General features: G+C 61.7%; 21 protein-coding genes. 11 read left to right on the plus strand and 10 right to left on the minus strand.

The window, feature by feature from the left end; all coding sequences use genetic code 11:
- Positions 1 to 46 precede the first annotated feature (46 nt).
- On the minus strand, positions 47 to 2,056 hold the full coding sequence (gene rep, locus J3P92_RS01215; protein ID WP_420765162.1) for a DNA helicase Rep: 2,010 nt from the start codon (positions 2,054 to 2,056) through the stop codon (positions 47 to 49).
- 275 nt (positions 2,057 to 2,331) lie between these two features.
- On the opposite strand from rep, the gene J3P92_RS01220 reads away from it, so the two are divergent.
- Positions 2,332 to 4,002, plus strand: a complete 1,671-nt coding sequence (locus J3P92_RS01220; protein ID WP_434561649.1) for a putative bifunctional diguanylate cyclase/phosphodiesterase — start codon at positions 2,332 to 2,334, stop codon at positions 4,000 to 4,002.
- A gap of 42 nt (positions 4,003 to 4,044) precedes the next feature.
- Here the strand turns inward: J3P92_RS01220 and J3P92_RS01225 are convergent, their stop codons facing one another.
- Positions 4,045 to 5,445, minus strand: a complete 1,401-nt coding sequence (locus J3P92_RS01225; RefSeq protein WP_434561651.1) for a NorM family multidrug efflux MATE transporter — start codon at positions 5,443 to 5,445, stop codon at positions 4,045 to 4,047.
- A 152-nt stretch (positions 5,446 to 5,597) separates the two neighbouring features.
- Between J3P92_RS01225 and J3P92_RS01230 the strand changes: the two genes are divergently transcribed.
- The 3 genes from J3P92_RS01230 (at position 5,598) to J3P92_RS01240 (ending at position 10,214) form a co-directional block, all read left to right on the plus strand.
- Complete coding sequence (locus J3P92_RS01230; protein ID WP_420765159.1) at positions 5,598 to 6,518, plus strand: LysR substrate-binding domain-containing protein; 921 nt, start codon at positions 5,598 to 5,600, stop codon at positions 6,516 to 6,518.
- A gap of 183 nt (positions 6,519 to 6,701) precedes the next feature.
- Positions 6,702 to 8,678: a methyl-accepting chemotaxis protein gene (locus J3P92_RS01235; protein ID WP_434608886.1), complete on the plus strand. Its 1,977-nt coding sequence runs from the start codon at positions 6,702 to 6,704 to the stop codon at positions 8,676 to 8,678.
- 321 nt (positions 8,679 to 8,999) lie between these two features.
- A complete protein-coding gene (locus tag J3P92_RS01240; RefSeq protein WP_434649685.1) occupies positions 9,000 to 10,214 on the plus strand; it encodes an aldose 1-epimerase family protein in 1,215 nt (404 codons plus the stop codon).
- Between the two features lie 6 nt (positions 10,215 to 10,220).
- Here the strand turns inward: J3P92_RS01240 and J3P92_RS01245 are convergent, their stop codons facing one another.
- Together J3P92_RS01245 and J3P92_RS01250 are read right to left on the minus strand one after the other, a co-directional pair.
- Entirely contained in the window at positions 10,221 to 11,714 is a 1,494-nt protein-coding gene (locus tag J3P92_RS01245; RefSeq protein WP_434649687.1) for a YifB family Mg chelatase-like AAA ATPase, read from the minus strand.
- Positions 11,715 to 11,971: 257 nt separating this feature from the next.
- Positions 11,972 to 12,232 carry an accessory factor UbiK family protein gene (locus J3P92_RS01250; protein ID WP_420765155.1) on the minus strand — a complete coding sequence of 87 codons (261 nt, stop codon included), beginning with the start codon at positions 12,230 to 12,232 and terminating at the stop codon, positions 11,972 to 11,974.
- 413 nt (positions 12,233 to 12,645) lie between these two features.
- Here J3P92_RS01250 and glnK point away from each other — a divergent pair, with 413 nt between their 5' ends.
- The 4 genes from glnK (at position 12,646) to sutA (ending at position 15,416) form a co-directional block, all read left to right on the plus strand.
- The gene (gene glnK, locus J3P92_RS01255) at positions 12,646 to 12,984 is read left to right on the plus strand and encodes a P-II family nitrogen regulator (RefSeq protein WP_002555808.1); all 339 of its coding nucleotides are present in this window, start codon (positions 12,646 to 12,648) and stop codon (positions 12,982 to 12,984) included.
- Positions 12,985 to 13,017: 33 nt separating this feature from the next.
- Complete coding sequence (locus J3P92_RS01260; protein ID WP_420765154.1) at positions 13,018 to 14,352, plus strand: ammonium transporter; 1,335 nt, start codon at positions 13,018 to 13,020, stop codon at positions 14,350 to 14,352.
- Between the two features lie 213 nt (positions 14,353 to 14,565).
- Positions 14,566 to 14,991 carry a secondary thiamine-phosphate synthase enzyme YjbQ gene (locus J3P92_RS01265; protein ID WP_420765153.1) on the plus strand — a complete coding sequence of 142 codons (426 nt, stop codon included), beginning with the start codon at positions 14,566 to 14,568 and terminating at the stop codon, positions 14,989 to 14,991.
- 101 nt (positions 14,992 to 15,092) lie between these two features.
- Complete coding sequence (sutA, locus tag J3P92_RS01270; protein ID WP_420765152.1) at positions 15,093 to 15,416, plus strand: transcriptional regulator SutA; 324 nt, start codon at positions 15,093 to 15,095, stop codon at positions 15,414 to 15,416.
- 114 nt (positions 15,417 to 15,530) lie between these two features.
- Here the strand turns inward: sutA and J3P92_RS01275 are convergent, their stop codons facing one another.
- The 6 genes from J3P92_RS01275 to lptM are packed head-to-tail and all read right to left on the minus strand — an operon-like array spanning position 15,531 to position 20,132.
- Positions 15,531 to 16,235, minus strand: coding sequence for an HAD family hydrolase (locus J3P92_RS01275; RefSeq protein ID WP_420765151.1), 705 nt, complete (start codon positions 16,233 to 16,235; stop codon positions 15,531 to 15,533).
- Entirely contained in the window at positions 16,232 to 17,131 is a 900-nt protein-coding gene (gene xerC / locus J3P92_RS01280; RefSeq protein ID WP_434651219.1) for a tyrosine recombinase XerC, read from the minus strand. Before xerC ends, J3P92_RS01275 begins: the two co-directional genes overlap by 4 nt.
- Before the next feature lie 2 nt (positions 17,132 to 17,133).
- Complete coding sequence (locus tag J3P92_RS01285) at positions 17,134 to 17,856, minus strand: DUF484 family protein (protein WP_420765150.1); 723 nt, start codon at positions 17,854 to 17,856, stop codon at positions 17,134 to 17,136.
- 13 nt (positions 17,857 to 17,869) lie between these two features.
- Positions 17,870 to 18,700 (minus strand): diaminopimelate epimerase, encoded by an 831-nt coding sequence (gene dapF, locus J3P92_RS01290; protein WP_420765149.1) that lies wholly within the window; start codon positions 18,698 to 18,700, stop codon positions 17,870 to 17,872.
- 4 nt (positions 18,701 to 18,704) lie between these two features.
- Positions 18,705 to 19,952, minus strand: coding sequence for a diaminopimelate decarboxylase (lysA, locus tag J3P92_RS01295; protein WP_434608893.1), 1,248 nt, complete (start codon positions 19,950 to 19,952; stop codon positions 18,705 to 18,707).
- Positions 19,953 to 19,961: 9 nt separating this feature from the next.
- Complete coding sequence (gene lptM / locus J3P92_RS01300; RefSeq protein ID WP_033034938.1) at positions 19,962 to 20,132, minus strand: LPS translocon maturation chaperone LptM; 171 nt, start codon at positions 20,130 to 20,132, stop codon at positions 19,962 to 19,964.
- 225 nt (positions 20,133 to 20,357) lie between these two features.
- On the opposite strand from lptM, the gene cyaY reads away from it, so the two are divergent.
- The 3 genes from cyaY to rnk all read left to right on the plus strand — a co-directional run bounded on the left by cyaY (position 20,358) and on the right by rnk (position 21,491).
- Complete coding sequence (gene cyaY / locus J3P92_RS01305; RefSeq protein ID WP_434608895.1) at positions 20,358 to 20,690, plus strand: iron donor protein CyaY; 333 nt, start codon at positions 20,358 to 20,360, stop codon at positions 20,688 to 20,690.
- A gap of 4 nt (positions 20,691 to 20,694) precedes the next feature.
- The gene (locus J3P92_RS01310; protein WP_420765146.1) at positions 20,695 to 20,913 is read left to right on the plus strand and encodes a DUF1289 domain-containing protein; all 219 of its coding nucleotides are present in this window, start codon (positions 20,695 to 20,697) and stop codon (positions 20,911 to 20,913) included.
- Between the two features lie 167 nt (positions 20,914 to 21,080).
- A complete protein-coding gene (rnk, locus tag J3P92_RS01315; RefSeq protein ID WP_420765145.1) occupies positions 21,081 to 21,491 on the plus strand; it encodes a nucleoside diphosphate kinase regulator in 411 nt (136 codons plus the stop codon).
- The last annotated feature ends 4 nt before the right edge of the window (positions 21,492 to 21,495 follow it).

Genomic DNA, 21,495 nt, shown 5'->3' on the forward strand with positions numbered 1-21,495 from the left:
GAAGCCTCCTCTGGGACGCGTTCAGCGCCTGAAATAGTGGAAAATTCTAGCGCTTCAACATCGCGCGTATATCCGCCAAGGCACTGTTGCCGCGAACGGCTTTGACCTCTGTCGGCGTATCGTCGTTGCCTTCCCAGGCCAGGTCGTCCGGCGGCAACTCATCGAGGAAGCGGCTCGGGGCGCAGTCGATCACTTCGCCGTATTGCTTGCGCTTGGCGGCGAAGGTGAAGGCCAGCGTCTGGCGTGCCCGGGTAATCCCGACGTAGGCCAGGCGCCGTTCTTCTTCGATGGTGTCGGCCTCGATGCTGGAACGGTGCGGCAGGATTTCTTCTTCCATGCCCATGATGAACACGTAGGGAAACTCCAGGCCTTTGGAGGCGTGCAGCGTCATCATCTGCACACCTTCGGCGCCTTCTTCCTCTTCCTGCTGGCGTTCGAGCATGTCCCGCAGCACGAGCTTGCCGATGGCGTCCTCGACGGTCATGTCGCCGTCTTCGTCTTTTTCCAAGGTGTTCTTCAACGCCTCGATCAAGAACCAGACGTTGCTCATGCGGTAGTCGGCGGCCTTGTCGCTGGAGCTGTTGGTGCGCAGCCAGTTTTCGTAGTCGATGTCCATGACCATGCTGCGCAGCGCAGAGATCGGATCTTCCCCGGCGCACTGCTCGCGGACCTTGTCCATGAAACGCTTGAAGCGCGCCAGGCGATCGGTGAAGCGGCTGTCCAGATGCTCGCCAAGGCCGATTTCGTCGGTGGCGGCGTACATCGAGATCTTGCGCTCGGTGGCGTAGTTGCCGAGTTTTTCCAGGGTGGTCGAACCGATTTCCCGGCGCGGCACGTTGATCACCCGCAAGAAGGCGTTGTCGTCGTCCGGGTTCACGATCAGGCGGAAGTAGGCCATCAGGTCCTTCACTTCCTGGCGGCCGAAAAAGCTGTTCCCCCCCGACAGACGATACGGGACCTGGTGATGCTGCAGTTTCAGCTCGATCAGCTTGGCCTGGTAGTTGCCGCGGTACAGGATCGCAAAATCGCTGTACGGCCGGTCGGTGCGCAAGTGCAGGCTGAGGATTTCCATGGCCACGCGCTCGGCTTCGGCGTCTTCGTTGCGGCAACGGATCACGCGGATCTCGTCGCCGTGGCCCATCTCGCTCCACAGTTGTTTTTCGAACTCATGGGGGTTGTTGGAAATCAGCACGTTGGCGCAGCGCAGGATCCGGCTGGTGGAGCGGTAGTTCTGTTCCAGCATCACCACTTTGAGCGACGGGTAGTCTTCCTTGAGCAGCATCAGGTTTTCCGGCCGCGCGCCGCGCCAGGCGTAAATCGACTGGTCATCGTCGCCCACCACGGTGAACTGGTTGCGTTTGCCGATCAGCAGTTTCACCAGCAGATACTGGCTGGCGTTGGTGTCCTGGTATTCGTCCACGAGCAGGTAGCGGACCTTGTTCTGCCATTTCTCGAGGATGTCGGCGTGGTCCTGGAACAGTTTGACCGGCAACAGGATCAGGTCGTCGAAGTCCACCGCATTGAACGCCTTGAGCGTGCGCTGGTAATGGGCGTAGACGATAGCGGCGGTCTGTTCCTTGGGGTTGCGGGCGTTTTCCAGTGCTTCGGGCGGCAGGATCAGGTCGTTTTTCCAGGCGCCGATCATGTTCTTGATCTCATCCACGCCGTCGTCGCCGGAATATTCCTTCTGCATGATGTCGGTCATCAGGGCCTTGACGTCGGCCTCGTCGAAGATCGAGAAGCCCGGTTTGTAGCCCAGCCGCGCATGTTCCTTGCGGATGATGTTCAAGCCCAGGTTGTGGAAGGTGCAGACCGTCAGGCCGCGACCTTCGCCGGCGCGCAGCAGGCCGCCGACCCGCTCTTTCATTTCCCGGGCGGCCTTGTTGGTGAAGGTCATGGCGACGATGTACTGGGCGCGGATGCCACAATTCTGGATCAGGTGCGCGATCTTGCGGGTGATCACGCTGGTCTTGCCGGAGCCTGCACCGGCGAGCACCAAAAGAGGGCCGCCGACATAGTTCACGGCTTCTTGCTGCCGGGGGTTGAGTCGGGACATGACAGGGTTCAGGGAGTCGTTTGCGAAATGGGCCGGCATTTTAACAGGCTCTGAGAATTGTGCTGCCCTGTCCGACTTGTGACGTTGCGCATCATTGCAATTGCCGCTTTCGTCACTTTCCCTCAGGATGCGGACGGAAATTGGTTCCAACGTTCGTTTTTTGAGATGAAAAAGCTTCAAAAAGCGGGTATCTGAGAACCATTGGCATTGGTGATTGCCCATCGGCGCGTCATAATGCCCCGCGCCTACCACCTTGCAGAGTCTAGGGAGTCAGCTTGTCCACGCCTGTCGAACCCTTGCGTTTGCTGTTGTTGGCCGAAACGCCTGAGTGGTCAGCGATATTGCGCGAGTGCCTGGCGCCCATGGGGCCCTCGGTCGTGTTGATCAGCGCCCCGAACTGGGACTCGGTCAGCAGCTTGTTCGAGGACAACCGCAACGCGGTGCTGCTCACCGTTGCCGCCCTGCAGCCGGCACCGGGTCGTTGTCGTTTGCCGACAGTTCTGTTGCTCGAGCATGAACCTTCGGTTTCCCCGGATGGCGTCAGCGACTGGCTGGTGCGCGACGCCCTCGATGAGGCGACCCTGCGTCGTTGCCTGCGTCACGTGCGCGAGCGGGGGATGCTCGAAAACACCCTGCAACGGCTCGCCGAGCAGGACCCGTTGACAGGCATCGCCAACCGCCAGGGTTTTCAGACCTTGCTGGCGGCTCGCCTGGCTGAAAACGAAGGCCGTGGCCTGGCCCTGGGTCACCTGGACCTCGACAATTTCCGCCACGCCAATGACGCCCTCGGCCACCAGGCCGGCGATCGGCTGATCCTGCAGGTTGTCTCGCGGCTCAAAGGCGCGCTTGAGGCCGGTGATCAGCTGGCACGGCTGGGGAGCGACGAGTTCGCCTTGTTGATCGACACCCGCCGGGCGCCTCAGCGAGCGGAGTGGATGGCCGAGCGCATCATCGAAGCCATGGCCGAACCCTACTGGGTCGACGGTGAAAGCCTGTTGATCGGTTGCAGCCTGGGCATTGCCCACGCCCGGGCGCAAGCCGGTGCGGACCCCTTGATGTGGCACGCCCACATCGCCATGCAGCAGGCCAAGAGCACCCAAGGCTGCACCTTTCATATCTTCAACGAGCGCATCAACCGCAACGCCCGCAGCCTCGCCGACCTGGAAAGCGAGCTGCGGCGGGCGTTGCGACGTGATGAGCTGGAATTGCATTACCAGCCTCGGCTGAACCTGGCAGATGGCACGATTGTCGGCCTCGAAGCCCTGGTGCGCTGGCGCCATGGCGAGCGCGGCTTGTTGCCACCGAGTGAGTTCGTGCCGCTGGCCGAGCAGAGCGGGCTCATCGTGCCGTTGGGTTACTGGGTGATTGCCCGGGCCCTTCGGGACATGCAGGACCTGCGTGAACGTGGGCAGGCGCCGTTGCACATGGCGATCAACCTGTCGTTCCGGCAGTTCCAGGACAGCCAGTTGCTGCCGACCCTGAGCCGGTTGATCGCCGAACGGGGTGTCGAGGCCCAATGGCTGGAGTTCGAGCTCACCGAAACCGCCGTGATGCGTCGCAGCGAACTGGTCAAACAGACCATGGATGCCCTGGGTCGCCTGGGGGTACGGTTCTCCCTGGATGATTTCGGCACCGGATTCTCCTCGTTCGTGCACCTCAACAGCCTGCCCATCGCCCTGCTCAAGATCGACAAGAGCTTCGTCGGCGGCATGGAGCAGCGCGAAGAGAACCGCAAGCTGGTCCACGCGATGATCAACCTGGCCCATAACCTCAACCTCGAGGTGGTGGCCGAAGGCGTCGAGACCCGCGAGCAACTGGAGTTGCTGCGCGGTTTCGGATGCGACCAGGTGCAGGGGTTCCTGATCAGCAAGCCGTTGCCGCTGGCGGAGTTGGTTGAATACCTGATGTCCGAGGGTGATCAGCAGTCGATGCTGGAAATCAGCTAACCCAAAACCCGGTGGGAGCGAGCTCCCACAAGGGGCTTTGTTTCATTTGGCCTGGATCGCTTCGAAACCTTGCTGTCCCGGCTCGCTGCGAATCATCCGCTTCATCTTCCACTCGAACGCCAACGTCAGGCTCACCGCCGCGCAGGCCAGGCCCAGGGCGAGGCCCCACCAGACGCCGGTCGGGCCCCAATGCAAATGGAACGCCATCCACCACGCCGCCGGCGCGCCGATCAACCAATAGCAACCCAGGCCCACCAGAAACGTGGTCTTGGCGTCCTTCAATCCGCGGATGCAACCCATCGCGATGGTTTGTGTGCCGTCGAACAGCTCGAACCACGCCGCCACGGCCAACAGGCTCACCGCCAGGTCGATGACCGCGCGGAACGCCGGGTCCTCATGGTCCAGGAACAGGCCGATCAATTGATTCGGCAGCAGCCAGAACACCATGGCGAACGCCAGCATGGCGGCCGCGCCAAAACCAATCCCGACCCTCCCGGCCAGGCGCGCCATGAGCAATTGCCCGGCACCGTAATGCTGGCCGATACGCATGGTGATGGCGTAGGACATGCCCGCCGGAACCATGAAGGCCACCGAGACGATTTGCAGCGCGATCTGGTGGGCCGCCAGCGGCGTGCTGCCCATGGTGCCCATGCACAGGGCGGCGAATGCGAACAGGCCGACTTCCACCGCGTAAGTACCACCAATCGGCAAGCCCAGTCGCCACAGTTCCTTGAGGTATTGGCGATTGGGTCGCGACAGGCCGGCAAGCAATGGATAAGCGCGGTAGGCCGAGTGCCGATGAATGTGCCAGGCCAGCGCCAGGGCCATGCAGTTGGCGACGATGGCCGTGACCAGGCCGATCCCCATCAGGCCGAGCTTCGGCAGGCCGAACATGCCGGTGATGAGCGCATAGTTGAGAAGGAAGTTGGCCACCGTGCCGCCGAGGCTGATCACCATCACCGGCGTGGCCCGCCCGATGGCGCTGGTAAAGCCACGCAGGGCCATGAAACTCAGGTAACCGGGCAGGGCGAACGGCAGTGCCAGCAGGAATTGCCCGGCAGAGAGCACGTTGGTTTCGGTCTGGCCGAACATCAACAGCACCGGCTTGAGATTCCACAACAGCAGGCCCGCCACCAGCGCCATCAACCACGCCAGCCATAGTCCGGCCTGGGTCAGCCGGGTGGCGCCTTCGATGTCGCCCGCGCCCTGGCGGATCGCTACCAGGGTGCCCACCGCCGCGATCACGCCGATGCAGAAAATCGATACGAATGAATAGCTCGCCGCCCCGAGCCCGCCGCCGGCCAGGGCTTCGGGGCTCAGGCGAGCCATCATCAGGGTGTCCGTCAGCACCATCAGCATGTGCGCCAACTGCGAAGCAATCAACGGTCCCGCCAGGCGCAGGATGGCCCAGAGTTCGGTACGCACAGGATGCCGCATGATCATCACACTCCATGTTCCAGCAAGGCAGTAAGACGAAGATTCTCGGCCCTCCCGCCGGATTGCACAAAAGGATAAAAAAGATCGCTGGCATGATTAAAACTCATGCTGAATGGGTTTCTGGTAGGGTTTGCAAACCACGCCATGGAGCTTTTGCGATGTCTCGCCGTCTTCCTCCGCTTTATGCGCTACGGGCATTCGAAGCCGCGGCGCGCTACAGCTCGTTTACCCGCGCCGCCGAGGAGCTGTCGATCACCCAGAGCGCCGTCAGCCGGCACATCCGCACACTGGAAGATCACTTTGCCTGTCGACTGTTCCAGCGCAGCGGGCGCAACCTGCAACTGACCGAGTCGGCGCGCCTGCTGCTGCCGGGCGTGCGGGAGGGCTTCATGGCGCTGGAGCGGGCTTGCCACACATTGCACGGAGAAGACGGCATCCTGCGGATGAAGGCGCCATCGACCCTGACCATGCGCTGGCTGCTGGCGCGCCTGAGCCGCTTTCGCCATCTGCAACCGGGCAACGAAGTGCAGCTGACAAGCGCCTGGATGGACATCGACTCGGTGGATTTCAATACCGAGCCCTTCGATTGCGCAGTCCTGCTGGGCAATGGGCATTTCCCTGCGGACTGGGAGGCCAGCCTGCTGTTTCCCGAGGAGTTGATACCGGTCGGCGCTCCGAACCTGCTCAATGACCAACCCTGGGATGTGGCGCGATTGGCCAAGGCCGAGCTATTGCATCCCACTCCGGATCGCCGCGACTGGCGCAATTGGCTGCAGCGCATGGGCTTGGCGGACAAAGTCTCGCTCAGGGGCGGTCAGGTGTTCGATACCCTGGAACTGGGCATGATCGCGGCCGCGCGCGGCTACGGCGTATCCATGGGCGATTTGTTGATGGTGGCCGAGGACGTTGCCCAGGGGCGCTTGAGCCTGCCATGGCCAACCGCTGTCGCCAGCGGCGAGCATTACTACCTGGTCTGGCCGAAAACCCGGCCCGGGGGTGAACGTTTGCGCCGGCTCAGCGACTTTCTCCAGAGCGAGGTGAAGGCCATGCAACTACCTGAGGTCAAGCGCCTGGGCTGAAACGTTGCAGTCGCCGTGCTAGCCACTTGGTATTATTCCTTCCAAAGCCCTCAAGTATTCGGCGTTACGGCCGAAGGTGAACATAGAACCTTCGTTCAGAAAGGGCCAATACCTACCTCATCGAATCAGATGCCGAGCGTGCGATGTGATCAAGATGATCCAGTCTCTCGGCCAGGAGCCGTCATGTCTCAACCTCGTGCCCGGATCGCCTCACAGCTAGGCCTTGCCCTTGCCGTGATACTGGCGGTCGTGATCTCCGGCAGTACTGTCTTTGCCTTGCGTTCGCTTGACGCTGCAAACCTTTCTACCCGTGAAGAGCATCTCGCGAGCGAAGCGCGGCTGATGGCCGATCAGCTCAACACGTTCCACAGCACGTTGCGCGAAAGCACCCAACGGCTGGCGGGTCTGTTCGAAAAGCGTTTCAGCGCCGGCTTGAGCGTGCATCCGGACCAGCCGGTGACGGTGGCGGGCGTTCAGACGCCTGGCTTGAGCCTTGGCAGCGAAGTGTTGAACAACAATTTCAAGGAAGTGGATGATTTCAAGACGATGACCGCCGGCGTGGCCACGGTATTCGTGCGCAGCGGCGACGATTTTGTCCGCGTCAGTACATCCGTCAGCAAACAGGACGGTACGCGCGCCATCGGTACTGTGCTCGACCGCGCCGGACCGGCCTACGGCCCGGTGATCAGCGGCCAGAGCTACATTGGCCGGGCGTTGCTGTTCGGGCGCTTCTACATGTCGCAGTACACGCCTGTACGTGATGGCAGCGGCAAGATCATTGCCGTGTTGTACGTAGGATTCGATTACACCGATGCGCAGAATGCGCAGTTCGAAAACCTCAAGCGCTTCCGAATCGGACAGACCGGTTCGCTGGCGTTATTGGACGAGCAGAACAAATGGTTGGTGCCGCCGGCCGGCGTGCAGGCGCTGGACCGTGCTACCGCGGCCATCACAGCGTTGGTCAAGAAGCCTGGCAAGGGTGCTTTCTGGGACGACACCGCGGAGGAGTTCTATAGCGTTGCCGTGCCGTTCGAGGGCGGGCCCTGGTCGGTCGTGGCGAGCATGCCGAAAACCGAGATCAACGCAGTGACCTGGAACGTCGGTACGCAACTGGCGATCGGCAGTTTGCTGGCGATGTTGCTGGCGGTCGGTGCGGCGGTATGGCTGTTGCGCAGCAAACTGGCTCCCCTCGGTGACTTGGTGCGTCAGGCCGAAGCCTTGGGCGCCGGCGACCTGAGCGTGCGCCTGAATGTGTCGAGCCACGACGAGATCGGCCAACTGGCCCGTGCGTTCAACCAGATGAGCCAAGCCTTGTCGACCATGGTCGAGCACATTCGCAAAGCCTCCCAAGAGGTCAACAGCCGTGCCCAGGCGCTCTCCGGATTGTCCAGTGGCGCCTATGAAGGGATGGAGCAACAGTCCGGCGAGATCACCAGCATGGCCGGGGCGGTGGAAGAATTCAGCGCCACCTCCCTGAACATCGCCGACAACATGGGCAATACCGAGCGCCTGGCACAGGACAATGCCCAACAGACTCGCATCGGCCGTACCTCGATGGACGAAGCGTCATCGTCCCTGGAACAGATCGCGGGCGCCTTGAACAGCACTGCAACGGTCATCAACACGCTGGGCCAGCGATCCCAGGAGATCGGTGGCATTGTCGGTGTGATCACTTCGATCGCCGAGCAAACCAACCTGCTGGCGTTGAACGCCGCCATCGAAGCTGCACGGGCGGGCGAGCAGGGTCGTGGTTTTGCCGTGGTAGCTGACGAGGTTCGGAGCCTGGCCTCGCGCACTCGCCAGGCCACTGACGAAATTTCCGGCATGATCAACAGCATCCAGCAGGAAACCGGCAACGCCATCAGTACCATGGAGAAGGGCAACCTGCTCATGCAGGAAGGCTTGTCGCGTAACGCCAACGTGGCCTCGGCCCTGGCGCGTATCGATGAGCAAAGCCGCTCGGCCGGCCAGCAATTCGCCGCGATCACTACGGCTACGCAGGAGCAAAGCAGCACCGCGACCCTGCTCAGCAGCAACCTGCAGAGTATTGCCATGGCCAACAGCGAACAGCGCGAAGTGGTTTCGAACCTGGCGATCACCGCCAAGGAACTGGAAAAACTGGCGCAGGACCTTCGCAAAGAAGTCGATCGGTTCCGCTGAAACCGTCCCCTCACGAGCAAGCCAACCCAATCCCGTTGCGAGGGAGCTTGCTCCCGCGGGCCTGCACAGCAGGCCCGCGCCTTTTCAGGCAGACCTTATCGTCGCGTCTTGCGACTGCTGCGCAGTCGAGCGGCAGCAAGCTCCCCCCCGCCACCGGTTCTAGGCTGCATAGGCAAAAAATCACCGCGAGCAAGCTCGTTTCCCGCAAAAAATCTCCAATCTGTAGCCGTGTACTTTTTCAGGTAGTTGCTGTTTTTTGGCTTGCTGAAACGTTTCTTCAAGTCTATAAAAACCGCACAACTCCAACAAAAGGCCGTCTCCATGAATTCCCTAAGACTCTTCGTTGCCCTCGGCGCCTTGGGCGTAGCTTCCCATGCGATGGCGTGGGATTACGTACTGCTCGACTCCGATAAAGCCGCCCAACCCTGGCAAATCACCAGCCAACAACTGGGCGTGAAAACCGATAAGCCGTTTTCCGTGACGATGCGCACCCTCCACGGGGGGCGTCAGGAAGGCGTGAGCATTGTCGACATCGACAACGGCACTCTGAAGCTGTCAGTCGTCCCTACCCGTGGCATGAACGTGCTTCAAGCCTCGGTCGGCGATGTGCGCATGGGCTGGGATTCGCCGGTCAAAGAAGTGGTCAATCCAGCATTCATCGAACTCAACGGCCGAGGTGGCCTGGGCTGGCTCGAAGGCTTCAATGAGTTGGTGACCCGCTGCGGCTATGAGTGGATCGGCCACCCCGGCATCGACAACGGTGAGCTGCTGACCTTGCATGGGCGCGCCGCGAACATTTCGGCGAACAAAGTCACCTTGCACATTGATGAAAAGCCACCTTACGCCATCACCCTGCGAGGCGAGTTGAAGGAGCAGGCGTTCAAGAAGGTTGACTTCTCGGTCCAGACTGAATTGGTCACCGAGCCCGGCAGCGTGACCTTTTCCCTCAACGACACGCTGACCAACAATGGCGATTATCCAAAGGAATACCAGGCGCTCTATCACAGCAATTTCAGCACGCCATTCCTGGAGCAGGGGGCCCGCTTCGCCGCCCCGGTCAAACAGGTTTCGCCGTTCAACGACAAGGCCAAGGGCGACCTGAAGGATTGGACCACCTATCGAGCTCCCACCAAGGACTACGATGAAACCGTTTACAACGTCGTGCCTTACGCCGACGCCAAGGGCGATACGCTGACCGTCCTGCACAACAAGGCCGGTAGCCTCGGCGTTTCCGTGGGCTTCAATACCGGGACGCTTCCGGTGTTTTCCCTGTGGAAAAACACCGATACCCAAGGCCAGGGCTACGTGACCGGCTTGGAGCCAGGTACCAGTTTTTCCTATAACCGCCGCTACCAGCGTCCGCTGGGCCTGGTGCCCAGCATCGCACCGAAAGAGCGCAAGCAGTTCCAGATCCACTACAGTCTTCTGGCGGACAAGGGGGCCGTGGACAAAGCCCTCAAGCGCATTGATGACATCCAGGGCGATCGAAAAGTCGAGGTGCGAGACACACCGCTGGTGGACCTGAGCAAGCCGTGACCTGTTTCATGGCGTTGCGGGCCGGTATTGCAGGGCTTCGGCCAGGTGCTCGCGGCTGATCCGTTCCAACTGCTGAAGGTCGGCCAGCGTGCGGGCGACCTTCAGCAAGCGGTGGGCGGCTCGCAGCGACAGGGACAGTCGTTCGCAGGCGGTTTCCAGCCACGCCTCGTCGGTCGAGGACAGTTTGCAATGGCGGCGCAGCCCCGGTAGATCGAGGAATGCGTTGGCACAGCCTTGGCGGGTTTGCTGGCGTTCCCGGGCTTCGGCCACCCGCTCGGCCGCGGTGGCGGTGTCGTCACCCGGTTCGCCTTTGGGATTGAGCGCCGTGGCTTCCCGCGCCACAGTCAGGTGCAGGTCGATGCGGTCGAGCAAGGGGCCGGACAGCTTGTTGCGATAGCGCTGCACCATGTCCGGTGTGCACGAGCAGCGGCCGCTGGGCTCGCCAAGGTATCCACAGGGGCAGGGGTTCATGGCCGCTACCAACTGGAAGCGGGCCGGGAAGCGCACGCGATCGCGGGCGCGCGAAACCACGATATGCCCCGACTCCAAGGGCTCCCTCAAGACTTCCAATACCTTGCGATCAAACTCTGGAAGCTCGTCCAGGAACAGCACGCCGTGGTGGGCGAGGGTGATTTCCCCCGGTTGCGGCTTGGAGCCTCCACCCACCAGGGCAGGGCCGGACGCCGAATGGTGTGGCTGGCGGAACGGCCGTTGCGGCCAATGGCTCAAGGGCACGCAACTGGCGACCGACTGTATAGCCGCGACCTCCAGGGCCTCGCTTTCGGCCAGCGGTGGCAGCAACCCCGGCAAACGACTCGCCAGCAGCGTCTTGCCCGTACCGGGTGGGCCACTGAACAACAGATTGTGAGCTCCCGCTGCCGCGATCAGCAAGGCGCGCTTGGCTCCGGCTTGACCTTGTACTTCGCTGAGGTCGGGATAGGGTTTGCTGGCCGAGAGCAGCCCGTTGGACACAAAAGGCTCGACTGGGACGTGGCCGTTGAAATGCGCCACTGCTTCGAGCAGATGGTCCACGGCGATCACCTTCAGCCCTGACGCCAGGCAAGCTTCCTCGGCGTTGGCCCGGGGTACCAACAGCATGCGTCCAGCCTTGCGTGCCGCCAGCGCCGCGGGGAGCACGCCGCGTACCGGTCTCACGGCGCCGGACAATGCCAGTTCGCCGAGGCACTCCACGTCGTCCAGCATCAAGGTCGGCACCTGCACGCTGGCCGACAGGATTCCCAAGGCAATCGCCAGGTCGAACCGGCCTCCGTCCTTGGGGAGATCCGCTGGCGCCAGGTTCAGGGTGATGCGCCGCGCCGGGAAATTGAGCCCTGAATTGATGATCGCGCTGCGCACCCGGTCCTTGCTCTCCTTCACCGCCGCCTCCGGCAGGCCGACCATCGTCAGTGACGGCAAGCCGTTGGCCAGATGAACCTCAACGGTAACGGCAGGGGCTTCGACCCCCACTTGGGCGCGGCTGTGGACGATGGCGAGCGACATGAAGCGTTCCTTGACTGATGGAGAGCCGCATCCTGCGGCTCTTGAAGACTAGTCCGGGGAAACTGAGAGGGCGGGGCAATTGAAGGGGCAAATTTTCGCAGGATGTTGCGCAAGTGGGGGCATGAATGAACAACCGCCATTCAGGCGGTTGTTTTTCAATTGCCGTTACAGGCGGCGAGCCCCTGCCGGCGCTTTGGATGATCTGGTGGGCCTGGGACAAATCACGCGCTTAACGCCGCATCCCTGGCAAGAGGTGCTCACTCGTCCTTGGGGTCGAGTCGCGCCTCCAGCTCGGCCACCTTGGCTTCCAGGCTCTCCAGCCGTGCCCGGGTCCGGGCCAGCACGACCATCTGGCTGTCGAATTCTTCCCGGCTGACCAGGTCCAGTTTGCTGAACCCGCTTTGCAGCAGGGCCTTGAACTGGCTTTCGATTTCATTCTTGGGGAGTGGCGTGTCGCCGCTCAACAGGCGGGAGGCGTGGCCGCTCAGGGCGTCGAGGAGGTCTTTGGGCGCGAGCATGTCAGGTGTCCTGGAAACAATGGCGGGCAGTGTATCACGCAATGTCTATAGTCAATTCGCGGCTCGGGTTGCACGCTTTTCGCGCACGGCCCCGGGCATCACCGCACCGTTGTTGTGCGTATCGCTGCGGTTCGTGGTTCGGCGCAGGCCGGCGCAACGGGTAAAGGGTTGAAATCAGGGGGGTTGGGTACAGATGGCAAGCTTTCTGCTTAGTGGCTGGTGACCCATGCACTGATGCAGTCGCTGTGACGAATGCAGTGCAGCAGGCGGAGCGGGGAGTTTCGTCAGGAGTAGTCAGCTGGCACCGGTCGGGCAACTTGGGCCGACGACGCGTTACAAAGCCAGGCACTGCGCTTAGACTTGAGTCGGGTTTGTTTTCCTGGGGCAAGTCCACCAATTCGGGAGAGAGTTTCATGAAGCTAGTCACTGCCATCATCAAGCCGTTCAAGCTGGACGACGTACGCGAGTCGCTGTCCGAAATCGGCGTGCAGGGCATTACCGTTACTGAAGTCAAAGGCTTCGGTCGGCAGAAAGGTCATACCGAGCTGTATCGCGGCGCGGAATACGTGGTCGACTTCCTGCCCAAGGTGAAGATCGATGTCGCCATCGACGACAAGGATCTTGATCGGGTCATCGAGGCGATTACCAAGGCCGCCAACACCGGCAAGATTGGTGACGGAAAGATCTTCGTGGTCAATCTGGAACAGGCCATTCGCATCCGTACCGGCGAAACCGATACCGACGCTATCTAAGCCGTCAAACCCAACGCCCCAGGAGAAAACAATATGACTCTGCGTAAATTCGCAGGGCTAGGAGCCCTGTTGTCCTTCGTAATGCCTGGCCTGGCCATGGCGGAAGAAGCGGCAGCCCCAGTCCTCAACTCCGGCGACACTGCCTGGATGCTGACTGCCACGATTCTTGTCCTGTTCATGACCATCCCTGGCCTTGCGCTGTTCTACGGCGGCATGGTTCGGTCGAAAAACATTCTTTCGGTGATGATGCAGTGCTTCGCCATCACCGGTCTGATCAGCGTCCTGTGGGTCATCTACGGCTACAGCATCGCGTTCGACACCACTGGCATGGAACAGGGCGTCGTCAACTTCAATTCCTTCATCGGCGGCCTGGGCAAGGCATTCCTGGCGGGCGTCACCCCGGCCAGCCTGACCGGTCCGGCTGCATTGTTTCCAGAAGCGGTGTTCATCACCTTCCAGATGACCTTCGCCATCATCACCCCAGCGCTGATCGTCGGTGCCTTTGCCGAGCGGATGAAATTCTCCGCCATGCTGATCTTCATGGGCGTGTGGTTCACCCTGGTGTATGCGCCGATTGCGCACATGGTCTGGTCCGGCAACGGCGGCCTGATGTGGGATTGGGGCGTGCTGGACTTCGCCGGCGGCACCGTGGTGCATATCAACGCCGGTATCGCCGGTCTCGTAGCCTGTCTGGTATTGGGCAAGCGCAAAGGTTTCCCGACCACCCCAATGGCACCGCATAACCTGGGTTATACCCTGATGGGCGCGGCCATGCTGTGGGTAGGCTGGTTCGGCTTCAACGCCGGCTCCGCCGTCGCGGCCAACGGCACTGCCGGCATGGCGATGCTGGTCACCCAGATCGCCACGGCTGCCGCGGCACTGGGCTGGATGTTTGCCGAGTGGATCACCCACGGCAAGCCAAGCGCGCTGGGCATTGCCTCGGGCGTGGTGGCCGGCCTGGTTGCAATCACCCCGGCTGCCGGCACCGTGGGCCCGATGGGCGCGTTGGTCATCGGCCTGGCGGCGGGCGTGGTGTGCTTCTTCTGCGCCACCACCCTCAAGCGCAAGCTCGGCTATGACGACTCCCTGGATGCCTTCGGCGTACATGGCATCGGCGGTATCCTCGGGGCGATCCTGACCGGTGTATTCGCTGCACCGGCACTGGGTGGCTTCGGCACCGTGACCGATATCGGCGCACAAGTGTGGATTCAATTCAAAGGCGTGGGTTTCACCGTGATCTATACCGCGGTCGTGACCTTCATCATTCTCAAGGTACTGGACGCCGTCATGGGCCTGCGTGTCTCCGAGGAAGAAGAAGCCGTGGGCCTGGACTTGGCCCAGCACAACGAGCGTGGTTACAACCTGTAAGCAACGCGCAAAAAAAATGCCCGGTTCGCCGGGCATTTTTTTGTCTGGAATTTGTCATTGCTCACAAGGTTCGCCGGTTTTTTCCGACGCCTTTTGTTGTGTATACGACATGGGTTTTTCTACCGCCAAAGACTTACATCGAGGCAGGAATATTAGGCCCTTTGTTTTTTTCCAGAGCGCGCTAGAATGCGCGCCGAACGTGCGGAGATCTGTATGTGGCAACAGACGCTGATAACCCTGCGGGCGAGGCCCCGGGGCTTTCATCTGGTGACGGACGAGCTACTCGCCGGCCTGCCTGAACTCAAGGCATGTCGTGTCGGTCTGTTGCATCTGTGGCTGCAGCACACCTCGGCCTCGTTGACCATCAACGAGAACGCCGATCCGGCGGTACGTCGAGACTTCGAACGATTTTTCAATCGGCTGATCCCACAAGGAACCGCCGGCTATGAGCACAACGACGAAGGCCTGGACGACCTCCCGGCGCACTTCAAGGCCAGTGTGCTGGGATGTCAGCTCAGCCTTCCGGTGACGGCGGGACGGTTGGCGTTGGGTACCTGGCAAGGCGTTTATCTGGGCGAGCACCGAGATCATGGCGGTGCTCGTAAAGTCCTCGCCACCTTGCACGGTGAAGGGGCATGACCGCTGCTTGTCAGCGGATCTTGAATTTTTTCTGGCAGCCTTCGACAGATGGCGAAGCTGGGCTATAACTAATCTGCTTTTCGCAAGTCATGAGGTAGAACATGAGCGACGATGATCTGGAAAACGACGACCTCGAAGTAGGTGACGAAGACGAGACCGAAGAAGGCCTGGAAGCGGCGGCTGAAGATGTTGCCGACGACGAAGGTGCCGATGTTCCGGTCCCCACTGCCAAAGGCAAGGCCAAGGCAGCGGTATCAGTCGACGAGTTACCGAGCGTAGAGGCCAAGAACAAGGAGCGTGACGCGCTTGCCAAGGCCATGGAGGAATTCCTGGCCAGGGGCGGAAAGGTGCAGGAAGTGGAGGCCAACGTGGTCGCCGATCCGCCCAAGAAGCCCGACAACAAATATGGCAGTCGCCCTATCTGAGCCTCTGTTTCTTGCTTGCTGAAAAAGCCCGCCGTCGCTGCGGGCTTTTTCATGGGCGGGATAAACTCCACGGACAGGCTCGGCCCTGTGGGAGCAAGCTCGCTCCCACAAGGTTCAGGGTTGGCTATGCCACGCCGCCAATAACCCTGGCAGTTCGGTCAGGCTGCGAATCTCCGCATCCGGTGCGTGATCGGCATCCCAGGCCTTGCCCATCGGGTTGAACCACACCGCACGCAGGCCGGCCTGCTGGGCGCCGGCGATGTCGTCGCCCGGGTGATCGCCTACATGCACGGCGGTCTGTGCCGTGGCACCGCCGCGCTGCAAGGCTTCCTCGAACAGTCTTGCGTCAGGCTTGGCGATGCCAATGTCCTCGGCGCACAGGGCAAACTTGAAATAATCCGCCAGCCCCAGGCGTCGCACGTCGGCGTTGCCGTTGGTGACGACGCCAAGTGCGAAATGATTGGCGAGGATTTCCAGGGTCGGCTGTACGTCTGGAAAGATCTCCAGTTGATGGCGGGCATGCAGGAATGCTTCGAATCCTTGGTCCGCCAACTCAGAGGCTCGCCACTGGTCGTAGCCGGCATCTTGCAGCGCCCGGAACAGCACGCGCCTGCGCAACGCACTGATGCGGTGCTTGAGGTTCGGTTCTTCGCTGAGCACTTGGGCGCGGATCGCCCACAAGCGCTCCACGGGAAAATCGCCCAGGTCGGGTGCGTTGTCGGTCAGCCATTGACGTAGTACGGCTTCGGCGCTGGCGATCACCGGCGCGGTGTCCCACAGCGTGTCGTCTAGGTCGAAGGTGATGAGCTCGATGGTCATGATTCGTCGCCTTTGATGCGTTTGGCCCTGGGGTGGGCACTGTCATAGACCGACGCCAGGTGCTGGAAATCCAGGTGGGTATAGATCTGGGTCGTCTTGATGTCCGAGTGGCCAAGCAGTTCCTGGACGGCACGCAGGTCCTGGGAAGACTCCAGCAGATGACTGGCGAACGAATGCCGGAGCATGTGCGGGTGCAGGTTCTGACCGAGCTCCCGTTCGCCGGCGGCCTTGACCCGCAGCTGGATGGTACGTGGGCCCAGGCGTCGGCCTTGCAGGCTGACGAAGACCGCGTCATCGACGGGGTTGGTCAGCGCTCGTAGTGGCAACCAAAGCTCCAGGGCTTCGCGGGCCTTGCGGCCGATAGGCAGCAAGCGGGTCTTGCTGCCTTTACCGAGTACCTGAACCAGGCCGTCGGCCAAGTCCAATTGGTCCAGGTTCAGCCCCGTCAGCTCGGAAAGCCGCAGGCCTGAGGAGTAGAAGAGTTCGAGGATCGCCTGGTCCCGTCGCGCCATGAAATCATCCTCGACGGCGCCATCGAGCAATTGCAAGGCACGGTCGGTGTCGAGGGTCTTCGGCAACCGGCGTTCGCCCTTGGGGGGTGCCAGGCCTGTGGCTGGATCGTGATCGCACAGGCCCTCGCGATTGAGGTATTGATACAGGCCGCGCACCGCCGACAACAGTCGCGCCAGGCTGCGGGAGGATTGCCCTTGCTGATGCAGGCGAGCAACGAGGCTGCGCAGGCGCTGGATGTCGAGGGCCGACCAGTTGTCGATGTTTTGCTTCTGGCACCAGCCCCGCACCTTTTCGAGGTCACGACGGTAGGCCGACAGGGTGTGAGGGGACACCTGGCGCTCACTGCGCAGGTGTTCGCAGTAGGCGTCCAGTTGCCGCTCCATCATCAGCGTACCGAACGCAGCGAACCGGCAACCCGTGGCAGCACACGGCCGGTCACTTCGGCGATATAGCTCAGGAACAGCGTACCCACCGAGCTCTTGTAGTGCTGCGGATCGCGACTGGCGATGGCCAGCACGCCATGCACGCCTTGGTGGGCGATGGCGACAACGGCGGTGGAGCCGATCTGCTTGCGCTGTTCTTCGCCAAACAGGAAATCCAGCTCATGTTCGCGCAGGCTGCCACTGACGCTTTTGTTTTCGGTAAGCAGCCCGCCAATGGCCGTCTGCGCGTCGGCGTGGGTGACCCAGCGGCCCACCGGCATCGCGTTGTCGCCAAACAGGATCAGGCTGACAAAGGGCACCTGGAAATCCTGGCGCAGGCTGTCTTCGACGCTCATTACCAGGTCTTCAAGAGTACTGGCGTCCATCAGCGCGAGGATCAGCCGACGGGTCTTGTCGAAGAGCCGGTCGTTGTCCCGGGCGACGTCCATCAGGTGCGAGAGGCGATGGCGCATTTCGATGTTGCGCTCACGCAGGATCTTCATCTGGTGCTCGACCAGCGACACGGTATCGCCGCGCCGGTGGGGGATCCGCATCGTTGCAAGCAGGTCTTCATGCTCGACGAAGAAGTCCGGATGCGCCTCCAGGTAGGCGGCCACGGCCGCGGCGTCTGAGGGGCTCGAGGATTCGTCGGGCTGCGGGGCTGGAACCTTTGGCTTGTCGGTCATGGGTTTGGCTCACTCAAAGACGAACTTGTCCTTCGTATACGCGTACGGCCGGGCCGGTCATCATCACCGGTTGGCCTGGGCCTGCCCATTCGATGGACAGACGCCCGCCGGGCAGGTCGATCAGCAGCGGCGAATCCATCCACCCCTGGCTGATCGCGGCGACGGCTGCGGCGCAGGCGCCCGTGCCGCATGCCTGGGTTTCCCCGGCGCCACGTTCCCATACACGCAGTTGGGCGCGGTGGCGATCGATGACCTGCAAAAAGCCGACGTTGACGCGCGCCGGGAAGCGCGGATGGTTTTCGATCTTTGGTCCCAGGTCGTGTACGGCAGCGCTGTTGATGTCGTCCACGCGCAGTACGGCATGGGGGTTGCCCATGGAGATCGCCGCCAGTTCCACCGCGGTGCCGTCGACGTCCACGGTATAGCTCAGGGCTTGGGCTGGCGCTTGGAATGGGATATCCGCCGGCACCAGGCGCGGGGCGCCCATGTTGACGCCGATCTGGCCGTCACTGCGCACATCCAGTTCGATGATGCCGCTTTTGGTCTCGACGCGAATCTGCCGCTTGGCGGTCAGGCGCTTGTCCAGCACGAAACGGGCGAAACAGCGCGCGCCGTTGCCGCACTGCTCCACTTCCGAACCGTCGGCATTGAAGATCCGGTAGCGGAAATCCACGTCCGGGTTGTTTGGTGCCTCGACGATCAGCAATTGGTCGAAACCGATGCCGGTGTGCCGGTCGCCCCATTGTTTGGCGTGCTTGGGCAGGATATGCGCGTGCTGGCTGACCAGGTCGAGGACCATGAAGTCATTGCCCAGGCCGTGCATCTTGGTAAAACGCAGCAGCATGGTTTTACTCCGGCAGCAGGCTTTCGCCGGCAAACAGTTCGGCTACCGTCTCGCGGCGGCGTACTTCGAATGCCTGATCACCGTCCACCAGCACCTCGGCGCAGCGGCCGCGGGTGTTGTAGTTGGAACTCATGACAAACCCGTAGGCGCCCGCCGAATGAACGGCCAGCAGATCGCCTTCTTCCAGCGCCAACTCCCGGCCCTTGGCAAGGAAGTCGCCGGTTTCGCAGATCGGCCCGACGATGTCGTAGGGGCGGGCCGCGGTATCGCGAGGGCGCACGGCTGTGACGTCCATCCAGGCCTGGTACAGCGCCGGGCGGATCAGGTCATTCATCGCCGCGTCGACGATGGCGAAATCCTTGTGCTCGGTGTGCTTGAGGTACTCGACCTGGGTCAACAGCACGCCGGCGTTAGCGACGATGTAGCGGCCGGGCTCGAACATCAGCGCCAGGTCACGGCCTTCGAGGCGCTCGCGCACGGTCTTGATGTAGTCGGCCACCAGCGGTGGCTCTTCATCGCGATAGCGCACGCCGACACCGCCGCCCAGGTCGATGTGACGCAGGTAGATGCCGCAATCGCCGAGGCGATCGACAAGCGCCAGCAGGCGGTCGAGGGCGTCAATGAACGGTTCCAGGGTGGTCAGTTGCGAGCCGATGTGGCAATCGACGCCCAGCACTTCCAGGTTCGGCAGTTGGGCGGCGCGTACGTACACGTCCTCGGCGTCGGCAATGGCGATGCCGAACTTGTTTTCCTTAAGGCCCGTGGAAATGTACGGGTGGGTGCCGGCGTCGACGTCCGGGTTCACGCGCAGGGAAACCGGCGCACGAACACCCAGTTCGGCGGCGACGACTTGCAGGCGCTCCAGTTCGTCAGTGGATTCGATGTTGAAGCAGTGCACGCCGACTTCCAGGGCGCGACGCATGTCTTCGCGGGTCTTGCCGACGCCGGAGAACACGATTTTGTCGGCATTGCCGCCCGCGGCCAGCACGCGCTCCAGCTCGCCACCGGACACGATGTCGAAGCCTGCGCCCAGGCGCGCCAGGACGTTGAGCACGCCCAGGTTCGAGTTCGCTTTTACAGCGAAGCACACCAGGTGCGGCATGCCTTCGAGGGCATCGGCGAACGTCCGGTACTGGGCTTCGATGTGGGCCCGGGAATAGACGTAGGTCGGCGTGCCGAAACGTTCGGCGATCGCGGACAGGGCAACCCCTTCCGCGAACAGCTCCCCGCCACGGTAGTTAAAAGCGTCCATGGCGGTCCCTTAGTAAGTGGTCTGGGTGTCGTGCGAGTGGGACTTGGATTGCGACGACTTGGCCTGCTCTTCAGGGGACTTGCTGTCATCAGGCAGGTACAGCGGACCTTTTTGACCACAGGCTGTCACAAGGCAGGCAACCGCGACGAGCGCAGCAAGGGAAGAGATCAGGCGCTTCATGGCGAAATCCTTGAAAATGCGTTAATTGCGCCGGAGTATACCGGCCACCCGACAGCTTGCCTATGCAACGGGGCGCCCGTCCGGCGGGCCTTGGGCTCCAGGGGCGTTCATTCGATGGACAATGTTCAGCACCCACGGGCCCTTGGTCGTTATCCTTTGCATTCAGCCGGGCGCGTCCGTATCTTGCGGCGCTTGAGCATGATCAGACATTTTGAGGTTGTCGCAATGAGTTTGACTGAAGCCCGTTTCCACGATCTGGTCGATGAAACCCAGGAAAAGCTGGAGGATATCTTCGACGAGAGCGACCTGGACATCGACCTGGAAATCTCCGCCGGCGTACTGACCGTCAAGTTCGAAAATGGCAGCCAGCTGATTTTCAGCCGCCAGGAGCCGTTGCGGCAGTTGTGGCTGGCGGCGGTGTCCGGTGGTTTCCACTTCGACTACGACGAGGAAAGTGAGCGCTGGATGTGTGACAAGAGCGAAGAGCAACTGGGCGAGATGCTCGAGCGCATCGTCAAGCAGCAGGCTGGCGTCGAATTCGATTTCGAAGGTTTGTGATTCCGTGAGCCAGACCGTCCCGGCGCGGCCGCCCAAGCCGCTCTACAGCAATGTCAGCCCGGCCGTGCCGTCGCCGTGCACCAGTGTGTGCAAGCTCGATGAACGCAAGGTCTGCCTGGGTTGTTTCCGGCATGTGGAGGACATACGCGAATGGCGCTCGGCTGATGATGAGCGTCGGCGGTTGATTTGCGCCGAGGCGCTCAAGCGCAAGTCGCTGGTTTAATCGCTGGATTGGCGAGAGCGCTTTTGTGGCGAGAGCCCTTGGGTTGTATATTTTTTGAGCTGTGGTAGTGTCCAGCAACGCCTCAACTCATCGAGGCGCGTGAAAACCCCGTCTTTATGTGGCGGGGTTTTGCTTTTTCGTGCAGAAGAAAGGAGTCTGCCTGAATCATGACCGCACCTTCCATTACCCTTACTCGCTTGGACGTGCAGCGTCTGGAGCGTTTGATCGACAGCCTGGATGAAACGCTTCCCGGCGTGATCGCCTTGCAAACCGAACTGGATCGCGCCGAGAACCTGGTGGGTCACGATGAAGTGCCTGCCGATGTCGTAACCATGAACTCGCGGGTGCACTGTCGCGAGGAAAGCAGCGGCAAGGATTATCACCTGACGCTGGTCTACCCCAAGGATGCCAACGCCGACGAGGGCAAGATTTCGATCCTGGCGCCGGTGGGCAGCGCCTTGCTGGGCTTGAAAGTCGGCCAGCACATCGACTGGCCCGCGCCGGGCGGCAAGACCTTGAAGCTGACATTGCTGGAGGTCGAGTCGCAGCCGGTCAACGGTGGCGACTGCGCATTCTGAAGCC

The sequence above is a fragment of the Pseudomonas sp. D3-27 genome, assembly GCF_051132165.1.
Classification (GTDB): Bacteria; Pseudomonadota; Gammaproteobacteria; order Pseudomonadales; family Pseudomonadaceae; genus Aquipseudomonas.

What these genes read in the sequence shown, in the direction of transcription:
- rep (WP_420765162.1), bottom strand. Translation starts at nt 2,056, where the DNA reads ATGTCCCGACTCAACCCCCGGCAGCAAGAAGCCGTGAACTATGTCGGC.
- J3P92_RS01225 (WP_434561651.1), bottom strand. Translation starts at nt 5,445, where the DNA reads ATGATCATGCGGCATCCTGTGCGTACCGAACTCTGGGCCATCCTGCGC.
- J3P92_RS01230 (WP_420765159.1), top strand. Translation starts at nt 5,598, where the DNA reads ATGTCTCGCCGTCTTCCTCCGCTTTATGCGCTACGGGCATTCGAAGCC.
- J3P92_RS01235 (WP_434608886.1), top strand. Translation starts at nt 6,702, where the DNA reads ATGTCTCAACCTCGTGCCCGGATCGCCTCACAGCTAGGCCTTGCCCTT.
- J3P92_RS01240 (WP_434649685.1), top strand. Translation starts at nt 9,000, where the DNA reads ATGAATTCCCTAAGACTCTTCGTTGCCCTCGGCGCCTTGGGCGTAGCT.
- J3P92_RS01245 (WP_434649687.1), bottom strand. Translation starts at nt 11,714, where the DNA reads ATGTCGCTCGCCATCGTCCACAGCCGCGCCCAAGTGGGGGTCGAAGCC.
- J3P92_RS01250 (WP_420765155.1), bottom strand. Translation starts at nt 12,232, where the DNA reads ATGCTCGCGCCCAAAGACCTCCTCGACGCCCTGAGCGGCCACGCCTCC.
- glnK (WP_002555808.1), top strand. Translation starts at nt 12,646, where the DNA reads ATGAAGCTAGTCACTGCCATCATCAAGCCGTTCAAGCTGGACGACGTA.
- J3P92_RS01260 (WP_420765154.1), top strand. Translation starts at nt 13,018, where the DNA reads ATGACTCTGCGTAAATTCGCAGGGCTAGGAGCCCTGTTGTCCTTCGTA.
- J3P92_RS01265 (WP_420765153.1), top strand. Translation starts at nt 14,566, where the DNA reads ATGTGGCAACAGACGCTGATAACCCTGCGGGCGAGGCCCCGGGGCTTT.
- sutA (WP_420765152.1), top strand. Translation starts at nt 15,093, where the DNA reads ATGAGCGACGATGATCTGGAAAACGACGACCTCGAAGTAGGTGACGAA.
- J3P92_RS01275 (WP_420765151.1), bottom strand. Translation starts at nt 16,235, where the DNA reads ATGACCATCGAGCTCATCACCTTCGACCTAGACGACACGCTGTGGGAC.
- xerC (WP_434651219.1), bottom strand. Translation starts at nt 17,131, where the DNA reads ATGGAGCGGCAACTGGACGCCTACTGCGAACACCTGCGCAGTGAGCGC.
- J3P92_RS01285 (WP_420765150.1), bottom strand. Translation starts at nt 17,856, where the DNA reads ATGACCGACAAGCCAAAGGTTCCAGCCCCGCAGCCCGACGAATCCTCG.
- dapF (WP_420765149.1), bottom strand. Translation starts at nt 18,700, where the DNA reads ATGCTGCTGCGTTTTACCAAGATGCACGGCCTGGGCAATGACTTCATG.
- lysA (WP_434608893.1), bottom strand. Translation starts at nt 19,952, where the DNA reads ATGGACGCTTTTAACTACCGTGGCGGGGAGCTGTTCGCGGAAGGGGTT.
- lptM (WP_033034938.1), bottom strand. Translation starts at nt 20,132, where the DNA reads ATGAAGCGCCTGATCTCTTCCCTTGCTGCGCTCGTCGCGGTTGCCTGC.
- cyaY (WP_434608895.1), top strand. Translation starts at nt 20,358, where the DNA reads ATGAGTTTGACTGAAGCCCGTTTCCACGATCTGGTCGATGAAACCCAG.
- rnk (WP_420765145.1), top strand. Translation starts at nt 21,081, where the DNA reads ATGACCGCACCTTCCATTACCCTTACTCGCTTGGACGTGCAGCGTCTG.